Annotated in this window: 25 protein-coding genes; 13 read left to right on the top strand and 12 right to left on the bottom strand. The window is 70.1% G+C overall.

Features of this window, described 5'->3' with window-relative positions:
• The 4 genes from MKK54_RS05950 to MKK54_RS05965 form a co-directional block, all read right to left on the bottom strand.
• On the bottom strand, window positions 1–612 hold a 612-nt coding region (locus tag MKK54_RS05950), incomplete at its 3' end, for a POTRA domain-containing protein (protein WP_279597203.1).
• 353 nt (window positions 613–965) lie between these two features.
• A complete protein-coding gene (rseP, locus tag MKK54_RS05955; RefSeq protein ID WP_244009873.1) occupies window positions 966–2,126 on the bottom strand; it encodes an RIP metalloprotease RseP in 1,161 nt (386 codons plus the stop codon).
• 165 nt (window positions 2,127–2,291) lie between these two features.
• On the bottom strand, window positions 2,292–3,872 hold the full coding sequence (locus MKK54_RS05960) for a DHA2 family efflux MFS transporter permease subunit (RefSeq protein ID WP_244009875.1): 1,581 nt from the start codon (window positions 3,870–3,872) through the stop codon (window positions 2,292–2,294).
• A gap of 4 nt (window positions 3,873–3,876) precedes the next feature.
• Window positions 3,877–5,094, bottom strand: coding sequence for an HlyD family secretion protein (locus MKK54_RS05965; RefSeq protein ID WP_244009877.1), 1,218 nt, complete (start codon window positions 5,092–5,094; stop codon window positions 3,877–3,879).
• Between the two features lie 126 nt (window positions 5,095–5,220).
• Between MKK54_RS05965 and MKK54_RS05970 the strand changes: the two genes are divergently transcribed.
• Window positions 5,221–5,865, top strand: coding sequence for a TetR/AcrR family transcriptional regulator (locus MKK54_RS05970; protein ID WP_244009878.1), 645 nt, complete (start codon window positions 5,221–5,223; stop codon window positions 5,863–5,865).
• Window positions 5,866–5,872: 7 nt separating this feature from the next.
• Here MKK54_RS05970 and dxr read toward each other — a convergent pair whose 3' ends face one another.
• From dxr to MKK54_RS06010, 8 genes are all read right to left on the bottom strand, one after another.
• On the bottom strand, window positions 5,873–7,036 hold the full coding sequence (dxr, locus tag MKK54_RS05975) for a 1-deoxy-D-xylulose-5-phosphate reductoisomerase (RefSeq protein ID WP_244009879.1): 1,164 nt from the start codon (window positions 7,034–7,036) through the stop codon (window positions 5,873–5,875).
• 12 nt (window positions 7,037–7,048) lie between these two features.
• A complete protein-coding gene (locus tag MKK54_RS05980) occupies window positions 7,049–7,912 on the bottom strand; it encodes a phosphatidate cytidylyltransferase (protein ID WP_244009880.1) in 864 nt (287 codons plus the stop codon).
• Between the two features lie 2 nt (window positions 7,913–7,914).
• Window positions 7,915–8,757 (bottom strand): isoprenyl transferase, encoded by an 843-nt coding sequence (locus MKK54_RS05985; protein ID WP_244009881.1) that lies wholly within the window; start codon window positions 8,755–8,757, stop codon window positions 7,915–7,917.
• Between the two features lie 62 nt (window positions 8,758–8,819).
• The gene (gene frr / locus MKK54_RS05990; RefSeq protein ID WP_244009882.1) at window positions 8,820–9,386 is read right to left on the bottom strand and encodes a ribosome recycling factor; all 567 of its coding nucleotides are present in this window, start codon (window positions 9,384–9,386) and stop codon (window positions 8,820–8,822) included.
• A 176-nt stretch (window positions 9,387–9,562) separates the two neighbouring features.
• Entirely contained in the window at window positions 9,563–10,285 is a 723-nt protein-coding gene (gene pyrH / locus MKK54_RS05995; protein ID WP_244009883.1) for a UMP kinase, read from the bottom strand.
• Window positions 10,286–10,438: 153 nt separating this feature from the next.
• Window positions 10,439–11,362 carry a translation elongation factor Ts gene (gene tsf / locus MKK54_RS06000; RefSeq protein ID WP_244009886.1) on the bottom strand — a complete coding sequence of 308 codons (924 nt, stop codon included), beginning with the start codon at window positions 11,360–11,362 and terminating at the stop codon, window positions 10,439–10,441.
• A gap of 136 nt (window positions 11,363–11,498) precedes the next feature.
• The gene (locus MKK54_RS06005) at window positions 11,499–12,566 is read right to left on the bottom strand and encodes a 30S ribosomal protein S2 (protein ID WP_244009887.1); all 1,068 of its coding nucleotides are present in this window, start codon (window positions 12,564–12,566) and stop codon (window positions 11,499–11,501) included.
• 191 nt (window positions 12,567–12,757) lie between these two features.
• A complete protein-coding gene (locus MKK54_RS06010) occupies window positions 12,758–13,132 on the bottom strand; it encodes a PH domain-containing protein (protein ID WP_244009889.1) in 375 nt (124 codons plus the stop codon).
• A 95-nt stretch (window positions 13,133–13,227) separates the two neighbouring features.
• On the opposite strand from MKK54_RS06010, the gene MKK54_RS06015 reads away from it, so the two are divergent.
• The 12 genes from MKK54_RS06015 to MKK54_RS06070 all read left to right on the top strand — a co-directional run bounded on the left by MKK54_RS06015 (window position 13,228) and on the right by MKK54_RS06070 (window position 22,506).
• A complete protein-coding gene (locus MKK54_RS06015) occupies window positions 13,228–13,989 on the top strand; it encodes a pyridoxine 5'-phosphate synthase (protein WP_244009891.1) in 762 nt (253 codons plus the stop codon).
• On the top strand, window positions 13,986–14,399 hold the full coding sequence (gene acpS / locus MKK54_RS06020) for a holo-ACP synthase (protein ID WP_244009892.1): 414 nt from the start codon (window positions 13,986–13,988) through the stop codon (window positions 14,397–14,399). Before MKK54_RS06015 ends, acpS begins: the two co-directional genes overlap by 4 nt.
• A gap of 116 nt (window positions 14,400–14,515) precedes the next feature.
• A complete protein-coding gene (gene lepB, locus MKK54_RS06025) occupies window positions 14,516–15,316 on the top strand; it encodes a signal peptidase I (protein WP_244009893.1) in 801 nt (266 codons plus the stop codon).
• 13 nt (window positions 15,317–15,329) lie between these two features.
• Complete coding sequence (rnc, locus tag MKK54_RS06030) at window positions 15,330–16,130, top strand: ribonuclease III (protein WP_244009894.1); 801 nt, start codon at window positions 15,330–15,332, stop codon at window positions 16,128–16,130.
• Between the two features lie 67 nt (window positions 16,131–16,197).
• Window positions 16,198–17,100 carry a GTPase Era gene (gene era, locus MKK54_RS06035; RefSeq protein ID WP_244009910.1) on the top strand — a complete coding sequence of 301 codons (903 nt, stop codon included), beginning with the start codon at window positions 16,198–16,200 and terminating at the stop codon, window positions 17,098–17,100.
• A gap of 127 nt (window positions 17,101–17,227) precedes the next feature.
• Window positions 17,228–18,148: a class I SAM-dependent methyltransferase gene (locus MKK54_RS06040; protein WP_409564137.1), complete on the top strand. Its 921-nt coding sequence runs from the start codon at window positions 17,228–17,230 to the stop codon at window positions 18,146–18,148.
• Between the two features lie 50 nt (window positions 18,149–18,198).
• Window positions 18,199–18,897 (top strand): pseudouridine synthase, encoded by a 699-nt coding sequence (locus MKK54_RS06045; RefSeq protein WP_244009912.1) that lies wholly within the window; start codon window positions 18,199–18,201, stop codon window positions 18,895–18,897.
• Between the two features lie 64 nt (window positions 18,898–18,961).
• On the top strand, window positions 18,962–19,225 hold the full coding sequence (locus MKK54_RS06050) for a PepSY domain-containing protein (protein ID WP_244009895.1): 264 nt from the start codon (window positions 18,962–18,964) through the stop codon (window positions 19,223–19,225).
• A 34-nt stretch (window positions 19,226–19,259) separates the two neighbouring features.
• Window positions 19,260–19,964, top strand: a complete 705-nt coding sequence (locus tag MKK54_RS06055; protein ID WP_244009896.1) for an MgtC/SapB family protein — start codon at window positions 19,260–19,262, stop codon at window positions 19,962–19,964.
• Between the two features lie 612 nt (window positions 19,965–20,576).
• The gene (gene rpsF, locus MKK54_RS06060; RefSeq protein WP_056190048.1) at window positions 20,577–21,056 is read left to right on the top strand and encodes a 30S ribosomal protein S6; all 480 of its coding nucleotides are present in this window, start codon (window positions 20,577–20,579) and stop codon (window positions 21,054–21,056) included.
• 3 nt (window positions 21,057–21,059) lie between these two features.
• Window positions 21,060–21,341 (top strand): 30S ribosomal protein S18, encoded by a 282-nt coding sequence (gene rpsR / locus MKK54_RS06065; protein WP_238209240.1) that lies wholly within the window; start codon window positions 21,060–21,062, stop codon window positions 21,339–21,341.
• Window positions 21,342–21,504: 163 nt separating this feature from the next.
• The gene (locus tag MKK54_RS06070) at window positions 21,505–22,506 is read left to right on the top strand and encodes a DUF2232 domain-containing protein (RefSeq protein WP_244009897.1); all 1,002 of its coding nucleotides are present in this window, start codon (window positions 21,505–21,507) and stop codon (window positions 22,504–22,506) included.
• Window positions 22,507–22,513: the final 7 nt, after the last annotated feature.

Below are 22,513 nucleotides of genomic sequence, written 5' to 3' on the forward strand. Positions count from 1 at the left end.
GTTCATCTCCGACGAGGACATGAGCTCGCGCAGCTTGGACTCCGAGTAGGCCTGGTTCCCGACGAAGTTGATCGCCTTGATGCCGGTCTTGTCGCCTTCCTCGATCACGTAGATCACGTCCAGCCGGCCGTTCGGAAGATCGACCGTGCGGAAGCTGACCTTCGCGGTGCCGCGCCCGGCGCGGCGATAGACTTCCTTGATGCGCTGGATGTCGGCCTTGACCACACCCTCGCTGAAGGCGCCGCGCGCCTTGGCCTCGACCTCGCCCTCCAGGGTGGCCTTCTCGATCTTCTTGTTCCCCTCGAACACCACCCGGTTGATGATGTTGTTCTCGCGGACGCTCACCACCGTGCCGCCGCCGCTGCGCGACACCTTCACGTCGGAGAACATGCCGGTCGCCAGCAGGTTGCGGCGGGCTTCCTCGGGGGAGCCGGAGGCGGTGCCGGTCACGTAGGACCGGATCGTGTCGGCATCGACACGCTTGTTACCCTGGACGACGATCTGCTGCGCCTGAGCGGCGCCACCGAGAACCAGGCCAGCGGCCGCCGCGGCGACTAGGACGATGGTCTGTTCCGCCGACTTGCGCCGGCGCTTCCCCGTCATCGACATCATGTAATCGCCCGTCTCTTTTATCTTCAGCGCGAGTTCGCACCCGCAGTCAGGCACCCGTTTTCGGGCGTCCTGACACCTGGTCCCAAGCTCAGCTTCTATCGGGATTCCCGGGCGAAGCAAACGTTCGGGGGGCGTGCTCGTCCGGGATTTTGGGGAGACGTGGCCTTCCGGTCACTTAACGCCCCGCCGCGATCGTCGAACAGCGTCAACGAACGGTTGCGCACCGGACCCGAGAGTCCGGTGCGCGAACGCGATTGTCGTGACGATCGAGGCGCTTACGTGTCCCGGAGCGGGACCGGGCGGAGAAAGTCGCCCGCCGCGCCCGCAATCCACAGCCTCTCAGCGTTCGCCGCTCAGGTCCGGCGCGTCCCCCAGGAGGCGCCGAGATTCAGCAGGTCGTTCCAGGCCGCGAACAGCATCAGGAACAGCACCAGCGCGAGACCGATCCGGAAGCCGATCTCCTGCGCCCGCTCGCTCAGGGGACGACCGCGCACCGCCTCGAAGGCGTAGAACAGCAGGTGCCCGCCATCGAGCAGCGGCACCGGGAAGAGGTTCAGGAGGCCGATCGAAACCGAGAGCAGGGCGATCAGCCCGATCAGGCCACCGATGCCGCCGACCTTGGCGACCTCCCCCGAGACCCGGGCGATGCCGATCGGGCCGGAGAGCTGGTCGGGGGATTCGCGGCCGGTGACGAGCTTGCCGATGTAGTCGATGGTCCGGTCGACAACGAAGTAGGTCTCGTAGGTCCCGAGGCCGAGGGATTCGAGGGGGCCGTAATGAACGAGTCTCGCCTCCGTGCCCTTCGGTCCCTGGATGCCGAGCCGGCCGAAGCGATGGCGGCCGAAGGGCGTGACGTCTTCCTTGCTCTCGGGGATGGCCACGAGATCCTTGGTCTCGCCGCCCCGCTCGATCGTGATCGTCAGGCTGGAGCCCGCCGCGCCCGAGACCGTGCGCTGCATGTCGGTGAAGCTGTTGACCCGTGACCCGCCGATGGCGCGGATGATGTCGCCGGGCTGGAAGCCGGCGCGCGCGGCGGCGCTGTCGGGCATCACCGCCTCGACGCGGGCCGGCGTCTCGTAACGGCCGCCGAAGTAGATGGCGCCGGAGAACAGCGCGATGGCCAGGATGAAGTTCGCGATCGGGCCGGCGGCGACGATCGCGGCGCGCTTGGGCAGGCTCTGCGTCGGGAAGCTGATCGCCCGCTCCTGCGGGCTCATGCGGGCCACCGCGTCCGGGTCCGGCACGCTGGCGCCGTTGGCGTCGCCGTGGAACTTGACGTAGCCGCCCAGCGGGATCGCGGAGAGCTTCCAGCGGGTGCCGTGCCGGTCGTTGAAGCCGAACAGTTCCGGCCCGAAGCCGAGGGAGAAGGCGTGAACGCCGACGCCGCACCAGCGCCCGACCAGGAAATGCCCCATCTCGTGCACGAACACGACGATGCTGAGCACGATCAGGAAGGGAATGACGGCACCGAAGAATCCGGAGGCCGTGCCGCCCATGGCGTTCAGGAAGTCCATACGTCGATCCTCTCGGCCTCCCCCGGGGCCGTCGTTCCGCTTTAGCAGATCGGATGCGCACGAGGCGAACGCAAACCCCAATCCCGCGATTCGGCGACGCAGGGCCGTCTTCGCCCGGTCTGTCCCCTCTTTCCCCGCCGCACGGTAAAGAAGTGGGCGGGCTCGCTAGTGGCCGCCGCCGGCACCCGCGGCCGCGCGGGGCCGGCGGATGAAGGGCACGGCGCAGGCCATGGCCACGAACAGGACGGTGAGCACCAGGAACACGTCGGTGAACCCCATCACCAGGCCCTGCATGCGGACGGTGTTCATCAGCGCCTTCAACGCCATGGCGTCGGCATTGCCGCCGAGCACCTCGAACTGGCGCCGGGTCATCTCCAGGCGTTCGAGCACGGCGGTGTTCGTCCAGGTGAAGCGCTCGTGCAGCCGCGCGAGGTGCAGGTCCCAGCGGTCGTTGAGCACGGTGTTGATCAGCGCCAGCCCGACCGCGCCGCCGAGGTTGCGCGTGAGGTTGTAGAGGCCCGACGCGTTCTTCATCCGGGCCGGCGGCAGCGTGCCGAGCGCGATGTTGTTGATCGGGATCATGCACAGCATCAGCGAGCAGCCGCGGAGGATCTGGGGCACCAGCAATTCCCAGAAGTCCCAGTCCTTGGTCAGGCCCGTGACCATCCAGGTGCCGATGGCGAAGCCGAGGAAGCCCGTGCCCATCATCAGGCGCGGATCGACCCGGCCCGAGAACCAGCCCGCGATGGGCGCGGTCGCGAACATGCAGAGCCCCGAGACGAACATCGTCTCCCCGATCTGGAGGGCGGAATAGCCGCGCACCCGGCCGAGATAGACCGGGTAGAGGTAGGTCAGGCCGTAGAGGCCGATGCCGAGCACGAAGCTGAAGGTGCAGCCCGCCGCGAAGTTGCGGTCGGAAAAGGCGCGCAGGTCCACGATGGGCTCGGCCGCCGTGAAGGCGCGCCAGAAGAACGCCGGGACGGCGACGAGGCAGACCGCGGCGCAGGCGAACACCGCCTCGTCCGCGAGCCAGTCGTGGTTCGGCCCCTCCTCCAGCACGTATTCGAGGCAGCCGAGCATCAGCGCCATGAAGACGAGGCCGAACCAGTCGAAGCGCTTGAACAGGGCGAGGTTCGGCTCGTCGAAATCGACCAGGAGGTAGGTCGAGACCGTGACGAAGATGCCCGGCACGAGGTTGATCAGGAAGAGCCAGTGCCAGTCGAACAGGTCGGTGAGATAGCCGCCCACCGTCGGGCCGATGGTGGGGGCGAGGGTCGCCACGAGGCCGATCATCGGCGAGACGATGGAGCGCTTCGAGGGCGGGAAGATCGTGAAGGCCGAGGCGAACACCGTCGGGATCATGCCGCCACCGATGAAGCCCTGTGCGGCGCGCCAGACGATCATCTCGTTGATCGAGGTCGAGGTGGCGCACATCAGGCTCATCAGGGTGAACCCGCCGGCCGAGATCACGAACATCCAGCGGGTCGAGACCACGCGCGAAAGGAAGCCCGAGAGGGGGATCGAGATCACCTCGGCGATGAGGTAGCTCGTCTGCACCCAGGGGATCTCGTCGCCCGAGGCCGACAGCCCGGCCTGGATCTCGGCGAGCGAGGCCGAGACGATCTGGATGTCCAGAATCGCCATGAACATCCCGAACACCATGCAGACGAACGCCACCATGCGGCGGCGGTCGAGCGGTGGCTCGGCGGGTCTCGGGATCGGACCCAGGGCGGCGCCGGCGGCCATGGTCCTAGCGCTTCGCGGTGCGGACGTGGTCGTCGCCCGAGCGGGCCTCGTCCCGGGTGTCGACCCGCACGGTCACGGACAGGCCCGGCCGCAGGATGCCCTCGCGGGCGACGTCGACGGGCACGTGCACCCGCACGGGCAGGCGCTGCACGATCTTGGTGAAATTGCCCGTCGCGTTGTCGGGCGGCAGCAGGCTGAAGACCGAGCCGGAGGCGGGCGAGAGCGATTCGACCTCGCCGACGATGTCGCGGTCCGGATAGGCATCGACCGCGATGTGGACGCGCTGGCCCGGATGCATGCGCTCGACCTGGGTCTCCTTGAAGTTGGCGTCGACCCGGACGCTCTCCAGGGGCACCAGGGCGGCGATGCGCGAGCCCGGCTGGACATAGGCGCCGGCCTCCACGGCCTTGTTGCCGACCACGCCGTCGAAGGGCGCGCGAATCGTCGAGAAGGCGACGTCGCGGGCGGCGCGCGCCTCGGCGGTGCGCAACTCGGCGGCCAGCCCCTCCGCCTCCTTGCCCTGGGCGCGCAGCACCTCGACATTGGCCCGCATGGCGACGAGGGATGCCTCGGCGCCCTTCACGGCGGCGTCCGTGCGGTCGCGATCGGCCCGCGCCTGCTCGATGCGCGCCTTGGCGACGAAATCGACCTTTTCCAGCTGCTGCTGGCGCGCGTAATCGGCGGCGGCCCGCACGGCATCCGCCTTGCTCGCGTCGATCTGGGCCGAGGCCTGGAGCATCTGCGCCTGCGCGGCCTCGACCTGACGGCCAATGCGGGCGATGGCGGCCTGCTGCGTCACGAGCTTGTCGTGCGCCGCCTGCTCCGCGAGGCGGTAGTCGCCGTCCTCGATGAGGGCGATCACGTCGCCCTTGCGTACCGCCTGACCGTTCACGATCGGCACGGATGCGAGGTAGCCGGGCACCTTGGCGGCCAGGACGGAGATGTCGGCCTGCACGTAGGCGTCGTCGGTGCTCACGAAGAAGCGCCCCACCGTCCACCATGCATGCGCCTTGTAGGCGCCGCCTCCGAGGGCTGCGGCGAGCAGCGCTGTCAGCACGACCTTGCGCACCCGCCTCGGCTTGCCCGGCGGCTCGGCCGGCGCGGGCTCGATGAGGGCGGGCGCCCGCCTCGCGACCGGCGCCGGGGATGCCGGCGCGGCGATCCGGGCCGGATGCGCGTCGACCGGGTCGGCCCGGAATCCGTCGTCCTCGCTCAGGCTCATGGGATCGATCCGGCTCTCGCGGTGATTGACCGAACCGTTCGGTCATTTCGCGGGCCGCAGCACTGGCGCGGCCTCGGCCATTCAGATATTATGACCGAACCGTTCGGTCAATGGAGTTACGGGATCATGGCGATCGCCAGTGCCACGCTGGAGCCGCGGGCGCGGATTCAAGGCGAATCCGACAAGCACCGCCAGATCCTCGAGGGGGCGCGCGCGGTGTTCATGGCCTCCGGGTTCGACGGGGCGAGCATGGGCGAGATCGCCAAGGCTGCGGGCGTCTCGAAGGGGACGCTCTACGTCTACTTCGACAGCAAGGAGGCGTTGTTCGAGGCCCTGACGCTCACGGAGAAGCGCGGGCTCGCCGAGGCGCTGTTCCGGCTCGATGCCGACGATCCGGATGTGCGGGGTGCCCTCACCCGGCTGGGGCACAGCTATCTCGCCGAGATGGTCCGGCCCGAGCACATCACGGTGATCCGAATGGTGATCGGCGCCTGCGAGAAGTTTCCGCGCCTCGGCCAGGCGTTCTTCGAGGCCGGCCCGGTCAAGGGCACGCGGCGCCTCGCCGCCTTTCTCGACGCGCAGATCGCAGCCGGGCGCCTGCGCCCCGCCGACACGAACCTCGCCGCGCGCCACTTCCTGCAACTCTGCCAGGCCGGGCTGGTGACGCGCCTGCTGTTCAATGCCGGCGAGGCCGTGACGGAGGCGGAAATCGCGCATCACGTCGCGCAGGCCGTCCGCGTGTTCCTGGCGGGCTACGACCCGGAGGCCTGAACCCGGGTCAGGCCGCGCGGACCGCGTCGCTGCTCCAGCGGCGCACCTCGGCGTCGATGGCCAGGGCCTCGTCCACGTTCTCGGGCGCGGTCCGGTAGGTTCCGGCGAAGTGCTCGCAGGCGCGCTCCACCAAATCTGCGATGCCGTAGAAACCGATGGCGCCCTTGATGAAGGCCGCGACCGCGATCTCGTTGGCGGCGTTCATCACCGTCGGGGCCGCGCCGCCGGCGCTCAGCGCCGCGCGGGCGATGCGCAGACAGGGAAAGCGCGCCTCGTCGGCCGCCTCGAAGGTCAGGCTGCCGGCGGCGGCGAGGTCGAGATGGCGGCCGCGCGCGATGGTCAGGCGCTCGCCGAGACCGAGGCAATGGGCGATCGGCACGCGCATGTCCGGCATGGCGAGGCCGGCCGTCACGGCGCCGTCGCGCCAGTAGACGAGGCCGTGCACGATCGATTGCGGATGCACGATGACGTCGAGCCGCTCGGGTTCGAGCGCGAAGAGGTGGTGCGCCTCGATCAATTCCAGCCCCTTGTTCATCAGGGAGGCCGAATCGATGTTGATCTTCATGCCCATCGACCAGGTCGGGTGGGCGGCGGCCTCCGCGGGCGAGGCGGCCGCGATACGCTCGCGGCTCCAGGTCCGGAAGGGACCGCCCGAGGCGGTGATGGTCATCTTGGAGACGTCGTCGAGGCGGCCGTCTCCGAGAGCCTGGGCGAGCGCGTTGTGCTCGGAATCGACGGGGAGCAGCGTGGCGCCGTAGCGCTTGGCGTCGCGCATGAAGGCGTCGCCGGCGCAGACGAGGCTCTCCTTGTTGGCGAGCGCCACGGTGCGCCCGAGCTTCAGCGCCTCGTGCGTGGGCCGCAGCCCGGCGGCGCCGCTCACCGCCGCCACCACGATGTCGGCGTCCCGCGAGACCGCTTCGAGGACCGCGCCCTCCCCGGCCCCGTTGCGGATGTTCGTGTGCGCCAGCGCCGCGCGCAGGGCCGGGCCGGCGCCCGCGTCGGCGAGCGCCACGAAGTCGGGCTGGAGGTTGCCGGCGAGGCGCGCGATGGCCTCCACGTCGCGCCCGGCCACGAGCCCCCCGATCCGGAACCGGTCCGGATGCTGCAGCAGCAGGTCGATGGTCGATTGGCCGATGGAGCCGGTGGCGCCCAGGATGGTGACGGTCAGCAACGGAATGGTCCTTCAGGCCGCCGCGAGACGGCGCGCGATGAGATAGAAGCCGGCGAGCACGGCCACGGCGAAGAAGCCGTCGAGGCGATCCATGACGCCGCCGTGCCCCGGGATGGCGCGCCCCGAATCCTTGACGCCGTAACGGCGCTTGAGGGCGGATTCCGCGAGGTCGCCGCCCTGGCTCAGGATCGAGGCCGTGGCGCTGAGGAGGCCGACGAGGGCCAGCGGCGCGGTCGAGAGGTCGCTCCAGCCGTGGTCGCGGGCGAACACGACGAGACCGATCCCCGCGAGCGTCCCCCCGGCGAGGCCGCCCAGAGCGCCCGACCAGGTTTTCTTGGGGCTGACGCGCGGCATCAGCTTCGGGCCGCCGAGGGTCCGGCCCGTAAAGTAGGCGACGATGTCGGTGGTCCAGACCACGGCGAACATCCATGCCGGGCCGAGGAGCCCGATGGCCGGGTCGTCCCGCAGGGCGGTGGGCACCAGGGCGATCACGCCCGCGCTCGCGAGACCGGCCAGGGCGCGCATCCGCCCGGCCCCGGTCCGGGCCACGGCCGCGACGAGGATCGCGCCGACGGCACCGATGCCGAGGGTGGTCGGGACATCGACGCCGCCATGCAGGCAGAGGACGAGCCCGAACAGGGTCGCGGCGGTGATCGAGAGGACGAGACGGCGCGGCGCGATGGCACTCATGCCGATCCATTCGGCGGCGAAGACGATGCCGGCGGCGAGCCAGATCACCGCGAAGGGCCAGCCGCCGATCACCAGGGCCGAGAGCACGACGGCGCCGAGCAGGATCGCCGAAACGAGGCGGGCCTGGAACTCGCGGCCCGCGAAGGGACCGCTCCGCGACGCGGGGGTCGCCTCACCCGGAGCCATGATCAGCCGGCCTTGTCGCTGAGCCCGCCGAAGCGTCGGTCGCGGCGGTGATACTCGTCGAGGGCGGCCCGGAAGGCGCCGTCGTCGAAGTCGGGCCAGAATTCCGGCACGATGACGTACTCGGCATAGGCCGTCTGCCAGGTCAGGAAGTTCGACAGGCGCTGCTCGCCCGACGTGCGGATCACGAGATCCGGATCCGGGATGCCGGTGGTGTCGAGGGCGCCGGCCAGGACGTCGAAGTCGATGGCCTCCGGCGCGAGGCGCCCCTCCGCCACGGCCCCGGCCAGCCGGCGCACGGCACGCAGGATTTCCTGGCGGCCGCCGTAATTGAAGGCGACGACGAGGGTGAGCCCCGTATTGCTCCGCGTCCGCGCCTCGGCCTCGTCGAGCAGGCCGGCGATGTCGGGGCTCAGGCCCTCGCGCTCGCCGATGATGCGGACGCGGACATTGTTGCCGTGCAGCTCCGCCAGATCCCGGCGCACGAACAGTTTCAGCAGGCCCATGAGGTCGGCGACCTCGGCCGGCGGCCGGCGCCAGTTCTCGGAGGAGAAGCTGTAGATCGTCAGGTAGCGCACGCCGAGATCGATGGCCGAGCGCACGGCCCGCCGCACCGCCTCGACGCCGCGCCGATGTCCCTCGACGCGCGGCAGGCCGCGCCGGGCGGCCCAGCGGCCGTTGCCGTCCATGATGATGGCGACATGCGCGGGCGCCGCCCCCGGCCCGGCAGCCGGCTGGGCGACGGTGGGGTAGCCGGCCGGGGCGTCGCTCTGCGCGCCCGAAATCACCGCCTCAGTGCCATGCACCGTCGCGGTGTCGATCTGCCGCGCGCCCTCTGAGCGACCCAACGCGCTTCTCCCCATCCGTCATTCGTGCCGATCGCGCGCCGTCCGAGTCCCGTCGTGGACACTCAGACCTGCATGATTTCCTTTTCCTTCGAGGCCAGCACGCCGTCGATCTCGGCGATATGCGCGTCGGTGGCCTTCTGGACCTCGGCGGCCTGACGCTTCTCGTCGTCTTCGCTGATGGCGCCGTCCTTCTCCAGCTTCTTGAGATGATCCAGGCCGTCGCGGCGCACGTGGCGGACCGCGACGCGGGCCTCCTCGGTGTACTTGTGGGCGACCTTGACCATCTCCTTGCGGCGCTGTTCGTTCATCTCCGGCACGCGCAGGCGGATGGTCTGACCCTCCGTCTGCGGGTTCATGCCAAGGTCGGATTCGCGGATGGCCTTCTCGACGGCGGTGACCATGCCCCGGTCCCAGACCGAGATGCTGAGCAGGCGCGGCTCGGGCACGCTCACGGTGGCGACCTGGGCCATCGGCATCATCGCGCCGTAGGCATCGACCTGGATCGGGTCGAGGATGCTCGGCGTGGCACGCCCGGTGCGCAGCGACCCGAGATCGCCCCTCAGCGACGTGACCGCGCCCTGCATGCGGCGCTTGATGTCGTTCAGGTCGAATTCTGGAATGGCTGCCATGCGGAAGGTTCCCGACGCGTACTTGAGGGAGTGGGGCCGGGCCGCCGGGGCCCGTTCGTGGCCTCAATGAACCAAAACGAGATGGGTCGCAAATGGCGTTCGCGCCCGCAAGCCGCGAAATCGCCGGCCCGGGCGTCCGCGCCGATCCCTCGGGCGGGCTCGCGGAATCGCCGGCCCTACGGAACCACCAGGGTCGCCGGCGCCTCGCCGGTGAGGATCGCCTTGATCGAACTCGGAGCGTGGACGGAGCCGACCACGATCGACAGGCGGCTCTCGCGGGCCAGCGCGAAGGCGGCGGTGTCCATCACCTTGAGGTCGCGGGCGATGGCCTCGTCGTGGGTGAGGCGGTCGTAGCGGGTGGCGCTGGGATCGCGCTTCGGATCGGCGGAATAGACCCCGTCCACCTGTGTCGCCTTGAGCACGGCGTCGCAGCGCAGCTCGGCCGCGCGCAGCACGGCGGCCGTGTCGGTGGTGAAGAACGGATTGCCGGTGCCCCCGGCGAGCACGATGACCTGGCCCTTGTCGAGGTGGTGCAGGGCGGGCTGGCGCGCGAAGGTCTCGCAGATCGTCGGCATCGACACCGCCGACATGGTGCGGGCGGGCACGCCGGCCGCGTTCAGGGCCGTCTCCAGGGCGAGCGAGTTCATCACGGTGGCCATCATGCCCAGCGAATCGCCGGTGGCCCGGTCGATCCAGCCGGCCGCCGAGATGCGCGCCCCCCGGATCATGTTGCCGCCGCCGACCACCAAGGCGATCTGGATGCCCGCTTCGCGGGTGCGGGCGATGTCGTCGGCGATGCCGGCGAGCGTCGGCGGATGCAGCCAGTAGCCGTCGGGGGCTGCCAGGGCCTCGCCCGAGAGCTTCACGAGGACGCGGCGAAACGGTGTGGTCTCCGGCATCGAGCCAGTCCCCTCAAACCCCGCCCTGACGCGGGGCGGGAAGCCAATCGGAAGCGGAGGGGTGTCTAGCCCAAGGCGGGCCGGAACGTCGAGGGGCGGCGGCATCGCTGCCGCCGCCCCATCGCAAGAGTCCGTCGCTTTTTCGCGAGGCGTTCAGCCGCGCGCGGCGGCGGCCACCTCGGAGGCGAAGTCGGGAGCCTCCTCCTTCTCGATGCCCTCGCCGAGGGCGTAGCGCACGAAGGCAGTGAGCTTGACCGGGGCGCCGGCCTTGCCCTCGGCCTCCTTGAGGACCTGGGAGATGGTCTTGGAGCCGTCATGCACGAAGGGCTGCTCCAGGAGGGTGACCTCCTTGTAGTAGCTCTTCAGGCCGCTCTCGACGATCTTGGCGAGCACGTTCTCGGGCTTGCCGACGTTCTTCTCGCGCAGGATGTTGATCTCGCGGTCGAGGGTCGCCTGATCGACGCCGGCGGCGTCCAGCGCCACCGGGTTGGTCGCGGCGACGTGCATGGCGATCTGACGGCCGAGGGTGGAGAGCACCTCGACGTCGCCCTCGGACTCGAGCGCGACCAGCACGCCGATCTTGCCCAGGCCCTCGACGACCTGACCGTGGACATAGGAGGCGATCACGCCCTTGGTCACGTCGAGCTTGGCGACGCGGCGCAGGGTCATGTTCTCGCCGATGGTGGCGATGAGGTTGGCGAGGCTTTCCTTGACCGTGGTCGCGGCGCCGGGGAACGTGGCGGCCTCGAGGCCTTCCAGCGTGCCGTCGGTGTTCAGCGCGAGCTTGGCGGCCTCGCGGGCGAAGCCCTGGAAGCTGTCGTTGCGGGCGACGAAGTCGGTCTCGGAATTCACCTCGACGATGGCGGCGTGGTGGCCGGCGGACTCGACGGCGACGAGGCCCTCGGCGGCGACGCGGCCGGCCTTCTTGGCGGCCTTGGCGAGGCCCTTCTTGCGCAGCCAGTCGACGGCGGCCTCGATGTCACCATCGGTCTCGTTGAGCGCGCCCTTGCAGTCCATCATGCCCGCGCCGGTCTTCTCGCGGAGCTCTTTCACCAGTGCGGCGGTGATGTTGGCCATGGCGGGTCCTTTCGTAGCGATTGAAAAACGAAGTCGTCTGAAGTGAATGAGCCCGGCGCTCAGGGAAAGCACCGGGCTTCAGGATGCAGTGTCCGATCGGCCGGTGGCGGCCCGATGACGGGCCGCCAGGTCGGGATCAGGCGGCGGCCGCCGCCTCGACGAAGCCACGGGCCTGGTCGACCCAGCCGTCGCGACCGATGCGGCCGTTCAGCTTGAGATCGGCATCGACCTTGGCGATGTCGTCGGCGCTCATCGCGGCCAGCTGCCAGTAGTGGTAGATGCCCGCCTCGTTGAGCTTCTGCACGATCTGCGGGCCGGCGCCGTGGAGCTTGGACAGGTCGTCCGGAGCGCCGCGCGGAGCCGAGAGCAGCTCGAAGTGCTCGGTGGACTCGACGAGGGCGGCCACGTCGGCCTGGGTGACCGAGCCGGACTCGACGGAGGCCGCCGCGTCGTCGTTGGCGGGCAGCTCCTCGGCGACCGGCTCCTCGGAGGCGCCGAGGTCGATGCCGAGCGAGCCCTGGCCGCGCGAGATGCCGTCGATGGCGGCGCGGGCGATCAGGTCGCAGTACAGGGCGATGGCGCGGCCGGCGTCATCGTTGGCGGGCACGACGTAGGTGATTCCGTCCGGGTTGCAGTTGGTGTCGACGATGGCCGCCACCGGGATGCCGAGGCGCTGGGCCTCCTTGATCGCGAGCTGCTCCTTGTTCGTGTCGATCACGAACAGCAGGTCCGGCACGCCGCCCATGTCCTTGATGCCGCCGAGCGCCTTCTCGAGCTTGTCCTTCTCGCGGGCCAGCATCAGGCGCTCCTTCTTGGTGAGGCCCTGGGCCCCGCCGTCGAGGGTCTCGTCGACCTTGCGCAGGCGCTGGATCGAGCCCGAGATGGTCTTCCAGTTGGTCAGCATGCCGCCGAGCCAGCGGGAGTTGACGTAGTACTGGGCCGAGCGCTTGGCGGCCTCGGCGATGGTGTCGGCCGCCTGGCGCTTGGTGCCGACGAACAGCACGCGGCCGCCCTTGGCGACGGTGTCGCTCACCGCCTGCAGGGCCTGATGGAGGGCCGGCACGGTCTGGGCGAGGTCGATGATGTGGATGTTGTTGCGCGTCCCGAAGATGTAGGACTGCATCTTCGGGTTCCAGCGGTGGGCCTGGTGTCCGAAGTGGGCGCCGGCCTCGAGAAGCTGACGCATGGTGAAATCGACGGCCATGTCTTTGTACTCTCCGGTTGGTACCGCCGCGGAGGAAGCGATCGGGCCCCTCGGGGTCCCGACCACCGGAAACGCCTCATTCAGGCATGAGGCCGGCTCCGCGTGTGGAATGGGCGGGGCCTTAACAGAGGCCGTCCGCCGAGGCAAGGTTTTCGCCGCCCCCTCGTGGGCCGGGCCCGTTCGCGGCGGCGTCAGCGGATCGAGGCCGCGATCGCCTGCTGGATCGCCAGGATGTTGGCGCCCCGCTTCAGCGTCTTGCGGATCGGCTCCGCCCGGCCCGAGACCCAGATCGCGAGTTCGGAATCGAGGTCGAAGCTGCCCGCCGTCTCCACCGAGAACGAGGTGATCGCCCGGTAGGGCACGGTCAGGTACGAGACCTTGCGGCCGGTGAGGCCCTGCTTGTCCACCAGGATCAGGCGCCGGTCGGTGAAGACGATGAGGTCGCGCAGGATCCGGAAGGCGACCTGAACCGGCTCGCCCTCCGTGAGGATGCCGGCGAGTTGCTCGTTCACCTCCGCGGGCGAGAGGTCGCTGCCGTGGCCGAGCAGTCCATCGAGAAAACCCATCGCGCGCCGTATCCCCCTGAAGCCCCGGATCTCCTATGTAGGGGCGCGGTCGCCGCCCTGTCAGGGCATGGCGATCCCGTTCGGAGTCCGCCGCGATGTCCTCTCCTGCCCCGCGCTCGAATCCCCTGCGCCTCGGCGTCAACATCGATCACGTCGCCACGGTGCGCAACGCGCGCGGCGGCACCGCCCCCGACCCGATCCGCGCCGCCCGCGAGGCCGTGGCGGCGGGCGCCGACGGCATCACCGCGCATCTGCGCGAGGATCGGCGCCACATCCGCGACGCCGACATGGAGACGCTGGCGCACGTCCTCACCGTGCCGCTCAACTTCGAGATGGCGGCCACCGACGAGATGATCGACATGGCGATTCGTTTAAGGCCGCACGCGGCCTGCCTCGTGCCGGAGAAGCGCGAGGAGCGCACCACCGAGGGCGGCCTCGACATCGTCGGCGCGCACGATTCGCTCCTGTCCCGCGTCAAGCGACTGGGACAGGCCGGCATCCGTGTCTCGCTGTTCGTCGAACCCGACGAGGCCGTGATGGACGCCGCCCGTCGCCTCGGCGCGCCGGTGGTCGAACTCCACACGGGCAGCTACTGCGAGGCGGTGGCCGAGGGCGACGCCGCGCGCACCGCGCACGAACTCGGCCGGATCGCCCGGGCGGCGTCCTACGGCGCCGGGATCGGCCTGGAGATCCATGCCGGGCACGGGCTCGCCCTCGACAGCGTCGGCCCCGTCGCCGCCCTGCCCGAGATCGCGGAGCTCAACATCGGCCACGCACTGATCGGCGAGGCGATCTTCGTCGGGCTGGGACAGGCGATCCGCGACATGCGCGGCGCCATGGACACGGCCCGGGCATGATCCTCGGTATCGGCTCCGATCTCTGCGACATCCGCCGCATCGAGAAATCGCTGGAGCGCTACGGGGAGCGCTTCACCCACCGGGTCTTCACCGACGGCGAGCGCGCCAAGTGCGACGCCCGCGCGGCGCGCGCGCCCTCCTATGCGAGGCGCTTCGCCGCCAAGGAGGCCTGCGCCAAGGCCCTGGGCACCGGCATCGCGCGGGGCGTGTTCTGGCGCGACATGGAGGTGGTCAACCTGCCCGGCGGGCGCCCGACCCTGCGCCTCACCGGAGCGGCGGCCGAGCACCTCGCCGCGATGATGCCGGCCGGCCACGTGCCGAGGCTGCACATCACGCTCACCGACGATCCGCCGATGGCGCAGGCCTTCGTGATCGTCGAGGCGGTGCCGGACGACACGGCCTCGACCTAGTCGCGGCACCCGTGCGTTGCGGCGCCTTCCCGCATGGTCTATGCCGCCGCTCGACCGTCGGCGACGGGAGCCGCCCGGAATCCGGGCGCCAGCGCCGGACCGGAGATGGCGACCAGATGGAACGTGCCCGCGTGGACCACCAGACGAAGCGTGACCTGAAGGCCGCCGATACCGGCACCTGGGCGAGCGTCAAGGAGACGCTGAAGGTCGGCGGGCAGGCGCTGCTGATCGCCCTCGTGGTGCGCACGCTTCTGTTTCAGCCCTTCAACATTCCGTCGGGCTCCCTCGTTCCGACGCTGCTGATCGGCGATTACCTGTTCGTCTCGAAGTATTCCTACGGCTACTCGAAATATTCGCTTCCCTTGAGCGAGTACCTGCCCTTCACCGCCGACGGCCGGGTCTGGGCGGCGGAGCCCAAGCGCGGCGACATCGCAGTGTTCAAGCTGCCGAAGGACAACGCCACCGACTACATCAAGCGCGTCATCGGCCTGCCGGGCGACAAGATCCAGATGAAGGCCGGCCTGCTCTACATCAACGACGTGCCGGTCAAGCGCGAGAAGATCGCGCCCTTCGAGACCACCGGCCCCTACGGCGAGCAGGCTAAGGCCGAGCAGTACCTCGAGACCCTGCCCAACGGCGTCACCCACCGGGTGATCGAGCGCGACGGCGACAACGGATACTGGGACAACACCGAGCCCTACACCGTGCCGCAGGGCCGCTTCTTCATGATGGGCGACAACCGCGACAACTCGACGGATTCGCGCGACCTCGCCAATGTGGGCTTCGTGCCGTTCGAGAACTTCGTCGGCCGCGCGGAGATGATCTTCTTCTCCATCGACGAAGGCACGCCGGCATGGCAGATCTGGAACTGGCCGGCGAAGGTTCGCTGGAACCGGCTGTTCACGGCCATCCACTAGGGCATTCAGTATTGTGACCGAAGAGGCGCGTCCCTCCAGCCGGGCGCGGCGCGCGCCCCGTCCGAAGCCCGACCTCGCGGGGTTGGAGGCCCGGATCGGGCATGTCTTCGCCGACCGAAAGCTCCTGTCCGTCGCGCTGACGCATGTGAGCAAGGCCGGCGGCGACGGCCGCCTCGGCAGCTACCAGCGCCTCGAATTCCTCGGCGACCGCGTCCTCGGCCTCGCCATCGCCGACCTGCTCTACGAGGCCTTTCCGGGCGCCGACGAGGGCGAACTCTCGCGGCGCCTCGCCGGGCTCGTGCGGCGCGAGACCTGCGCCTCCGTCGCCACGGTGTGGGACGTGGGGCCCCACCTCGCCCTCGGTCCGGGCGAGGTCCAGAGCGGGGGGCGCCGCAACCAGACCATCCTGGCCGATGTCTGCGAATCGATCCTCGGCGCGGTGTTCCTCGACGCGGGCTACGCGACCGCCAAGGCCATCGTGAACGCCGCCTTCACCCCCGATACCGACACGGCGGCGCCGCGCGGCCGCGACGCCAAGTCGGCTCTGCAGGAATGGGCCATGGCCCGCGCCCTGCCGATCCCGCTCTACGAGGTGGTGGAGCGCTCCGGCCCCGACCACGCCCCCGTCTTCCGCATCGCCGCCCGCGTCGAGGGCCTGGAGGCGGGCATCGGCACGGGCCCCTCGAAGCGCCTCGCCGAGCAGGAGGCCGCCCGCCTCGTGCTCGACCGCGAGGTCCACGGCCTCGACACGTCCCGGACACGAACCATGGAGACGTCGGCGGACGTCGATGAAGGACACGCCCCCGATGCCTGACGACGATTTCGACACCGACGACGACGACTTCGCCCCGCCGCCGCTCCAGCCGCTTCCCGCCGTGATCATGCCGGAGAACACCACGGCGGGCTTCGTCGCGCTGATCGGCATTCCCAATGCGGGCAAATCGACCCTGCTCAACAGCCTCGTGGGCACCAAGGTCTCCATCGTCTCGCGCAAGGTGCAGACCACGCGCGCCCTGGTGCGCGGCATCGTCATGCACGAGACGGCGCAGATCATCCTCGTCGACACCCCCGGCATCTTCGCGCCCAAGCGCCGCCTCGACCGGGCGATGGTGCATTCGGCCTGGAGCGGCGCCTCGGACGCCGACGCGGTCTGCCTGCTGATCGACGCCCGCAAGGGCGTCACCGAGGAGGTCGAGGCGATCCTCGCCAAGCTGCCCGACGTGAAGCGCCCCAAGGTGCTGATCCTCAACAAGATCGACCTGATCCCGCGCGACCGCCTGCTGGCGCTGGCGGCCTCCCTCAACGCGCGCATCCCGTTCCAGCACACCTTCATGGTCTCGGCCCTCAACGGCGACGGCATCGAGACGCTGAAATCGACGCTGGCCGGCATGATGCCCAAGAGCCCCTGGCTCTACCCCGAGGATCAGGTCTCCGACGCCCCGATCCGCATGCTGGCGGCCGAGATCACCCGCGAGAAGCTCTACGACCGCCTGCACGAGGAGCTGCCCTACCGCTCCACGGTCGAGACCGACCAGTGGCAGGTCCGGCCGGACGGCTCGGTGCGCATCGAGCAGACCATCTTCGTGGAGCGCGAGAGCCAGCGCTCCATCGTGCTCGGCAAGGGCGGCCAGACCATCAAGGCGATCGGTCAGGCCGCCCGTCACGAGATCGCGGAGGCCGCCGAGCAGACGGTCCACCTCTTCCTGCACGTCAAGGTGCGTGAGAACTGGGCGGACGATCCGGCGCGCTATCGCGAGATGGGTCTGGAGTTCCCGCGCGGCTGAGCATGGGCTATGAGAGCGGGAGACCGGCTCCGCGACGATTCTCGCCGCGCGGCAGCCCGGATCTCCCGTTTTCCCGTCACGCCCTGAGCCGTCGAGGCGCGCGCGCCGTCGCGCCGGAACCGTCACCATGTCCCCCATGCCCTTCTCGGAAGCCGTCTACGGCGCGCCGCCCCTCGAACTGGCGCAGGTGCCGGATTCGGCGGCGCAGGTCTCGCCGCTGATTCCCGGCGCGGCCCGGCTGGAGGACGTCGCGCCGGAAAGCCTGACGCGGCTCGACGTCCTGGCCCCGGCCGGCACCATCGAGCGCCGCTACGTCCTGGCTCTTGCCCTGAAGGCCCTGAGCCAGGGCGGCATCCTGACCGCCCTGGCCCCGAAGGATCGCGGCGGCAGCCGGCTCGCGAAGGAACTCACCGGCTTCGGCTGCGCCGTCCACGAGGACGCGCGCCGGCATCACCGCATCTGCACGCTCACCCGCCCGGAGACCGTGACCGGCCTCGCGGACGCGATCCACGAGGGCGGCCCGCGCCACATCGAGAATCTCGCGCTCTGCAGCCAGGCCGGCATCTTCTCGTACGACCGGCTCGATCCCGGCACCGCGCTCCTGCTCGCCAACCTGCCGGCGCTCGCCGGGACGGGCGCCGATTTCGGCTGCGGCCTCGGCATCCTCGCCCGCGCGGTCCTGGCCTCGCCGAAGGTGACGGACCTGACGCTGATCGACATCGACCGGCGCGCGATCGAGATGGCGACGCGCAATGTCGGCGATCCCCGCGCGCGCCTGCGCTGGGCCGACATCCGCGCCGGCGGCCTCGCGCTGAACCGCCTCGACTTCGTGGTGATGAACCCGCCCTTCCACGACGGCGGCGCCGAGGACCAGGCCCTGGGCCAGGTCTTCATCGCCCGCGCGGCCGAGGCCCTGCGCCCCGGCGGCACGCTCTGGCTCACGGCCAACACCCACCTGCCCTACGAGGCGCCCCTGAACGCCGCCTTCAAGGCCGTGGCCCTGAAGGCTTCGGCGGGCGGCTACAAGATCTACGAGGCGCGCCGGTGACGAAGCCGACGAAGGTCGCCCATCTCCGCCTCGACAGGCTGCTCGCCAATATGGGCTACGGCTCGCGCCGGGAGATCGCGCTGCTCACCCGCGCCGGGCTGGTCGTGCTCGACGGCGTTCCCTTGCGCGATGCCGACCAGCGTATCCCGGTGACGCCGGATCTGGCCCAGCGCATGCGCGTCGACGGCGCGCCCCTCGACCCGCCGCCGGGCCTGACCCTGATGCTGCACAAGCCCCTCGGCGTCACCTGCTCGCACAAGGAGGCGGGCCCCCTCGTCTACGCCCTGCTGCCCGAGCGCTGGCGCCGGCGCGACCCCGCCCTCTCCACCGTGGGCCGCCTCGACAAGGAGACCTCGGGTCTCCTGCTCCTCACCGATGACGGCGCCCTGCTGCACCGGATCATCGCGCCGAAGGCCAACGTGGCCAAGCGCTATCGGGTCACCCTCGACCGGCCGCTCACGGGGAACGAGGGCGCGGTCTTCGCCTCCGGCACGCTGATGCTGGAGGGCGAGGAGAAGCCGCTGCTGCCGGTGGATTTCGAGCCCGAAAGCGAGACGGGTGCCGTGGTGACCCTGCACGAGGGGCGCTACCATCAGGTCCGGCGCATGTTCGCGGCTCTCGGCAACCACGTCACCGCCCTGCACCGCGACCGCGTCGGCGGCCTCAACCTGCCGGGGGATCTGGCCCCCGGCGCGCATCGGATCCTCGGCGCGGGCGAGATCGCCGCCGTGTTCGCGGGCGAGGCCTGACCGGCCCGGAACCGAACCCGCCGCCCCTGGTTGGATAGCCGGCTGCATATCCGACAGGTGGTTCATGAACCGGTTCTCGACCCTCCTCCTCGCCTTCGCGCTGAGCGCAGGCTCCGCCGGGCTCGCTCGGGCCGATACGCCCGGCGCCGACTGGATGCCGGCCGATCAGGTCAAGCAGAAGCTGATGGCGAACGGATACACCAGCATCACCGAATTCGAGGCGGATGACGGCCATTGGGAGGGCGAGGGCGTGAAGAACGGCGTGAAGATGCAGTTCCACGCCGACCCGAAGACCGGAGCCATCCTCTCCGAGAAGCCCGACAAATGAGCTGACGGGACGTGCGACGGGATCGAGCGGCGCCGTGCTGAGCAACCTCGACATGGTCGGCCGCCTGCTGGCGGCCGCGCTGCTCGGCAGCGTGATCGGTTTCGAGCGCGAGCGGCTGGTCTGGGCCGCCGGCATGCGCACGCACATGCTCGTCTGCGTCGGCTCCTGCCTGCTGATGATCGTCTCCGCCTTCGGCTTCTCCGACATCCTCGGCCGTCCGAACGTCACCCTTGACCCGTCCCGCGTCGCCGCTCAGGTGGTCTCGGGCATCGGTTTCCTCGGCGCGGGGACGATCCTCCTGCGCGGCGAGGTGGTGAAGGGGCTCACCACGGCGGCGAGCCTGTGGGCGGTGGCCGCCATCGGCCTCGCGGCCGGCGGCGGACTCTACGTGCCGGCCATCGCCACCACCGCCATCGTGCTCGCCATCCTGGCCGGCATGAAGCCGATCGAGGAGCGTTACCGCGAGCGGCGCCAGCGGCACGACCTTCGCGTCGTGGCGCGCCACGGCAGCCTCACCACCGAGACGCTCCGAAGCCTCGCGGGTCCCTGCGCGTCGAAGCTCCGGCAGATCGTGATCCGCCAGCGCGCCGGGGCCGATCTCGACGAGATCCTCCTCTGCCTCGTCCACGTGGATCGCGGCGCCCTCGATGCGCTGACCGAGCGCCTGCGTCGGCACGAGGCGGTCGAGAGTGTCGAGGCCAGCGACCGCGACCCCATCGGGCGGGACGCCGACGCCTGAGACCGGCTCCGGTTGATCACTACGGAACGATCGGACGCGACAGGCCCCCTCTTCTGGAAGGAGAGGGTTGGGGAGAGGTGTGGTCCATCTCCGGAGAAGTCACACACCTCACCCTGTCCCTCTCTTTCCAAGAGAGGGGACCCGCGAGTCACCCCGTCACCGCACTGATCAGGCGAAAACAGGATGAGGCATCCGGCTCGGGGCGGCCCCAAAACGCCGGCCCCCACGACGCCGGCTGGCATGCGCGCCCGCTGCGATGTGATCGGCCGGCGCCGGTTCACGGGATGAAGCTCATGGATGAGGTTTCTGGGGGTGAGGTTAGCGACACCGCGCCGTTTCGAACTTGCCAATCCCCAACAAGTCCTTTATGCGCCAGCCCTCGCGTTCGCTCCGGCTGGGGGCTGAACGGACGGTGCCGAGTCCATCGGCATAGGGCGAACCCCGTAACGGGCGCGTCCATCGTCCCGTGTCTCCGCCTTCGATCAACCGCTCGGGCCTTCAAACGGCTCGAAGGGCTTGGCGCCGGGCGATCTCGCGTACGAACCGGCCCGACGCTTCCTTTCCCGCACGTTTTCGTGCCGTCGGGTCCCTTTGGATATGAAGGGCCCGTTAATGCCTCTCTACGAACACGTCTTCCTGGCGCGCCAGGACGTGACGGCCCAGCAGGTCGAGACCATGGTCGAGACCTACAAGGGCGTCATCGAAGCCAATGGCGGCAAGGTCGAGAAGATCGAGATGTGGGGCGTGAAGTCCCTCGCCTACCGCATCAAGAAGAACCGCAAGGCGCATTTCACGCTGCTCAACGTCGACGCCCCCCCGGCGGCGCTCGCCGAGATGGAGCGTCAGATGCAGATCTCCGAGGACGTCCTGCGCTTCATGACCGTCCGCGTCGAGGAGCTCGAGTCCGAGCCGTCGGCGATGATGCAGAAGCGCGACCGCGACGACCGCAAGGATCGTGAGCGCGGCCGTCGTCGTGACGACGAGGGCTTCGGCGGTGGTGGTGGATTCGGCGGCGACCGCGATCGCGGCGACCGTGGTGATCGCGGCGACCGGGGTGACCGCCCCGAGCGCAGCTTCGGCGGGGAGGCTTAAATCATGGCATTCGGTGCTGGACCCGGCGCGGCGCCTGCCGCTGGTGGTGGTGCGGGCGGCGGTCGCCGTCCCTTCTTCCGTCGTCGCAAGACCTGCCCGTTCTCGGGCGCGAACGCGCCCAAGATCGACTACAAGGACGTCAAGCTCCTGTCGCGCTACGTCTCCGAGCGCGGCAAGATCGTGCCGTCGCGCATCACGGCGGTGTCCGCCAAGAAGCAGCGCGAGCTCGCCCAGGCGATCAAGCGCGCCCGCTTCCTCGGCTTCCTCCCCTACGTGATCAAGTAAGCGCCTCGGCGTTTCATCCCGGTCCGGCTCCGCCGGGCCGGGGTCTCGCCCCGGGCGGGGTGAGATTTCGTACCGGCCCTCCCGATGGGCGGCCGGGAGTCGTTGGGGCGACAAGGTTCGCCCCTAACCCTGCCCGGATCGGGACAGCGGGACAGCGGGATTGATGGCACAGTACCTTCTCATCGGCATCGGCGCGGGCCTCGTCTCCGCCCTCCTCTTCGGCGTCCTGCTGAAGGCGACGGCGCTCGCAATCCTGCTCTACCTGCTCGCCCCGCTCCCGATCCTGATCGTGGGGCTCGGCTGGAGCCATCGGGCCGCCCTGGTCGCCGCCTTCACCGGCAGCCTGGCGCTGGCCCTCGTCGTGCAGCCCTTCCTCGGCCTCGGCTTCCTCGCCTATCTCGCCCTGCCCGCCTGGTGGCTCGCCTACCTCGCGCTCCTCGGCCGGCCGAACGCCGACGGCGGCATGGAGTGGTATCCCACCGGCCGCCTGCTCGCCTGGACCGCCGGCACGGCGGGCATCGCCTTCGTGGCGATCGCGGTCATCGCCGCGCCGAACTACGAGACCTTCCAGGCGCAGCTGCGCGGCATGACCCGCACGGTCGTGCGCATCCAGGCGGATCGCGCCGCGGGGGCTCCGGTCCCGAAGCCGGCCGCGCCGGAGGCCGACGCAGCCACCGATGCCGTGCCGCAGGACCCGGCCGCCGCGACCCGCAACGAGGTGGCCAACGCGCTGGCGGCGGTGGCGCCCGGCCTCGCGACGCAGGGGCTGACGGTCCTCCTCACCTTCTATCTCTGGGCGGCCGCCCGGATCGTGCGCGTGTCGGGCCGCCTGCCCCGGCCCTGGCCGGACCTCGCCGCCACGATCATGCCCCGGCGCGTCCTCGCGATCCTGGCCGGGTCGGTCGTCCTCGCCCTGGTGCCGGGCTATCCCGGCGTGCTGGGCGTGGCGCTGGCGGGCGCGCTAAGCGCCGCGTTCGCCATGCAGGGTCTGGCCGCGTTCCACGACCGCAGCCGGGGCCGGCCGGGACGCCTCGCCCTGCTGTTCGGCCTCTACGTCATCCTCTTCGTCACCCAGGGTTTCGCCCTCGTCGCCCTGACCCTCTTCGGCATCGCCGATACCGCCCTCGACCGCCGCCGCCCGCACGGGACGGCCGGACGACCCTGATCCCCAC

The organism is Methylobacterium sp. J-068, from assembly GCF_022829445.1.
GTDB lineage: Bacteria > Pseudomonadota > Alphaproteobacteria > Rhizobiales > Beijerinckiaceae > Methylobacterium.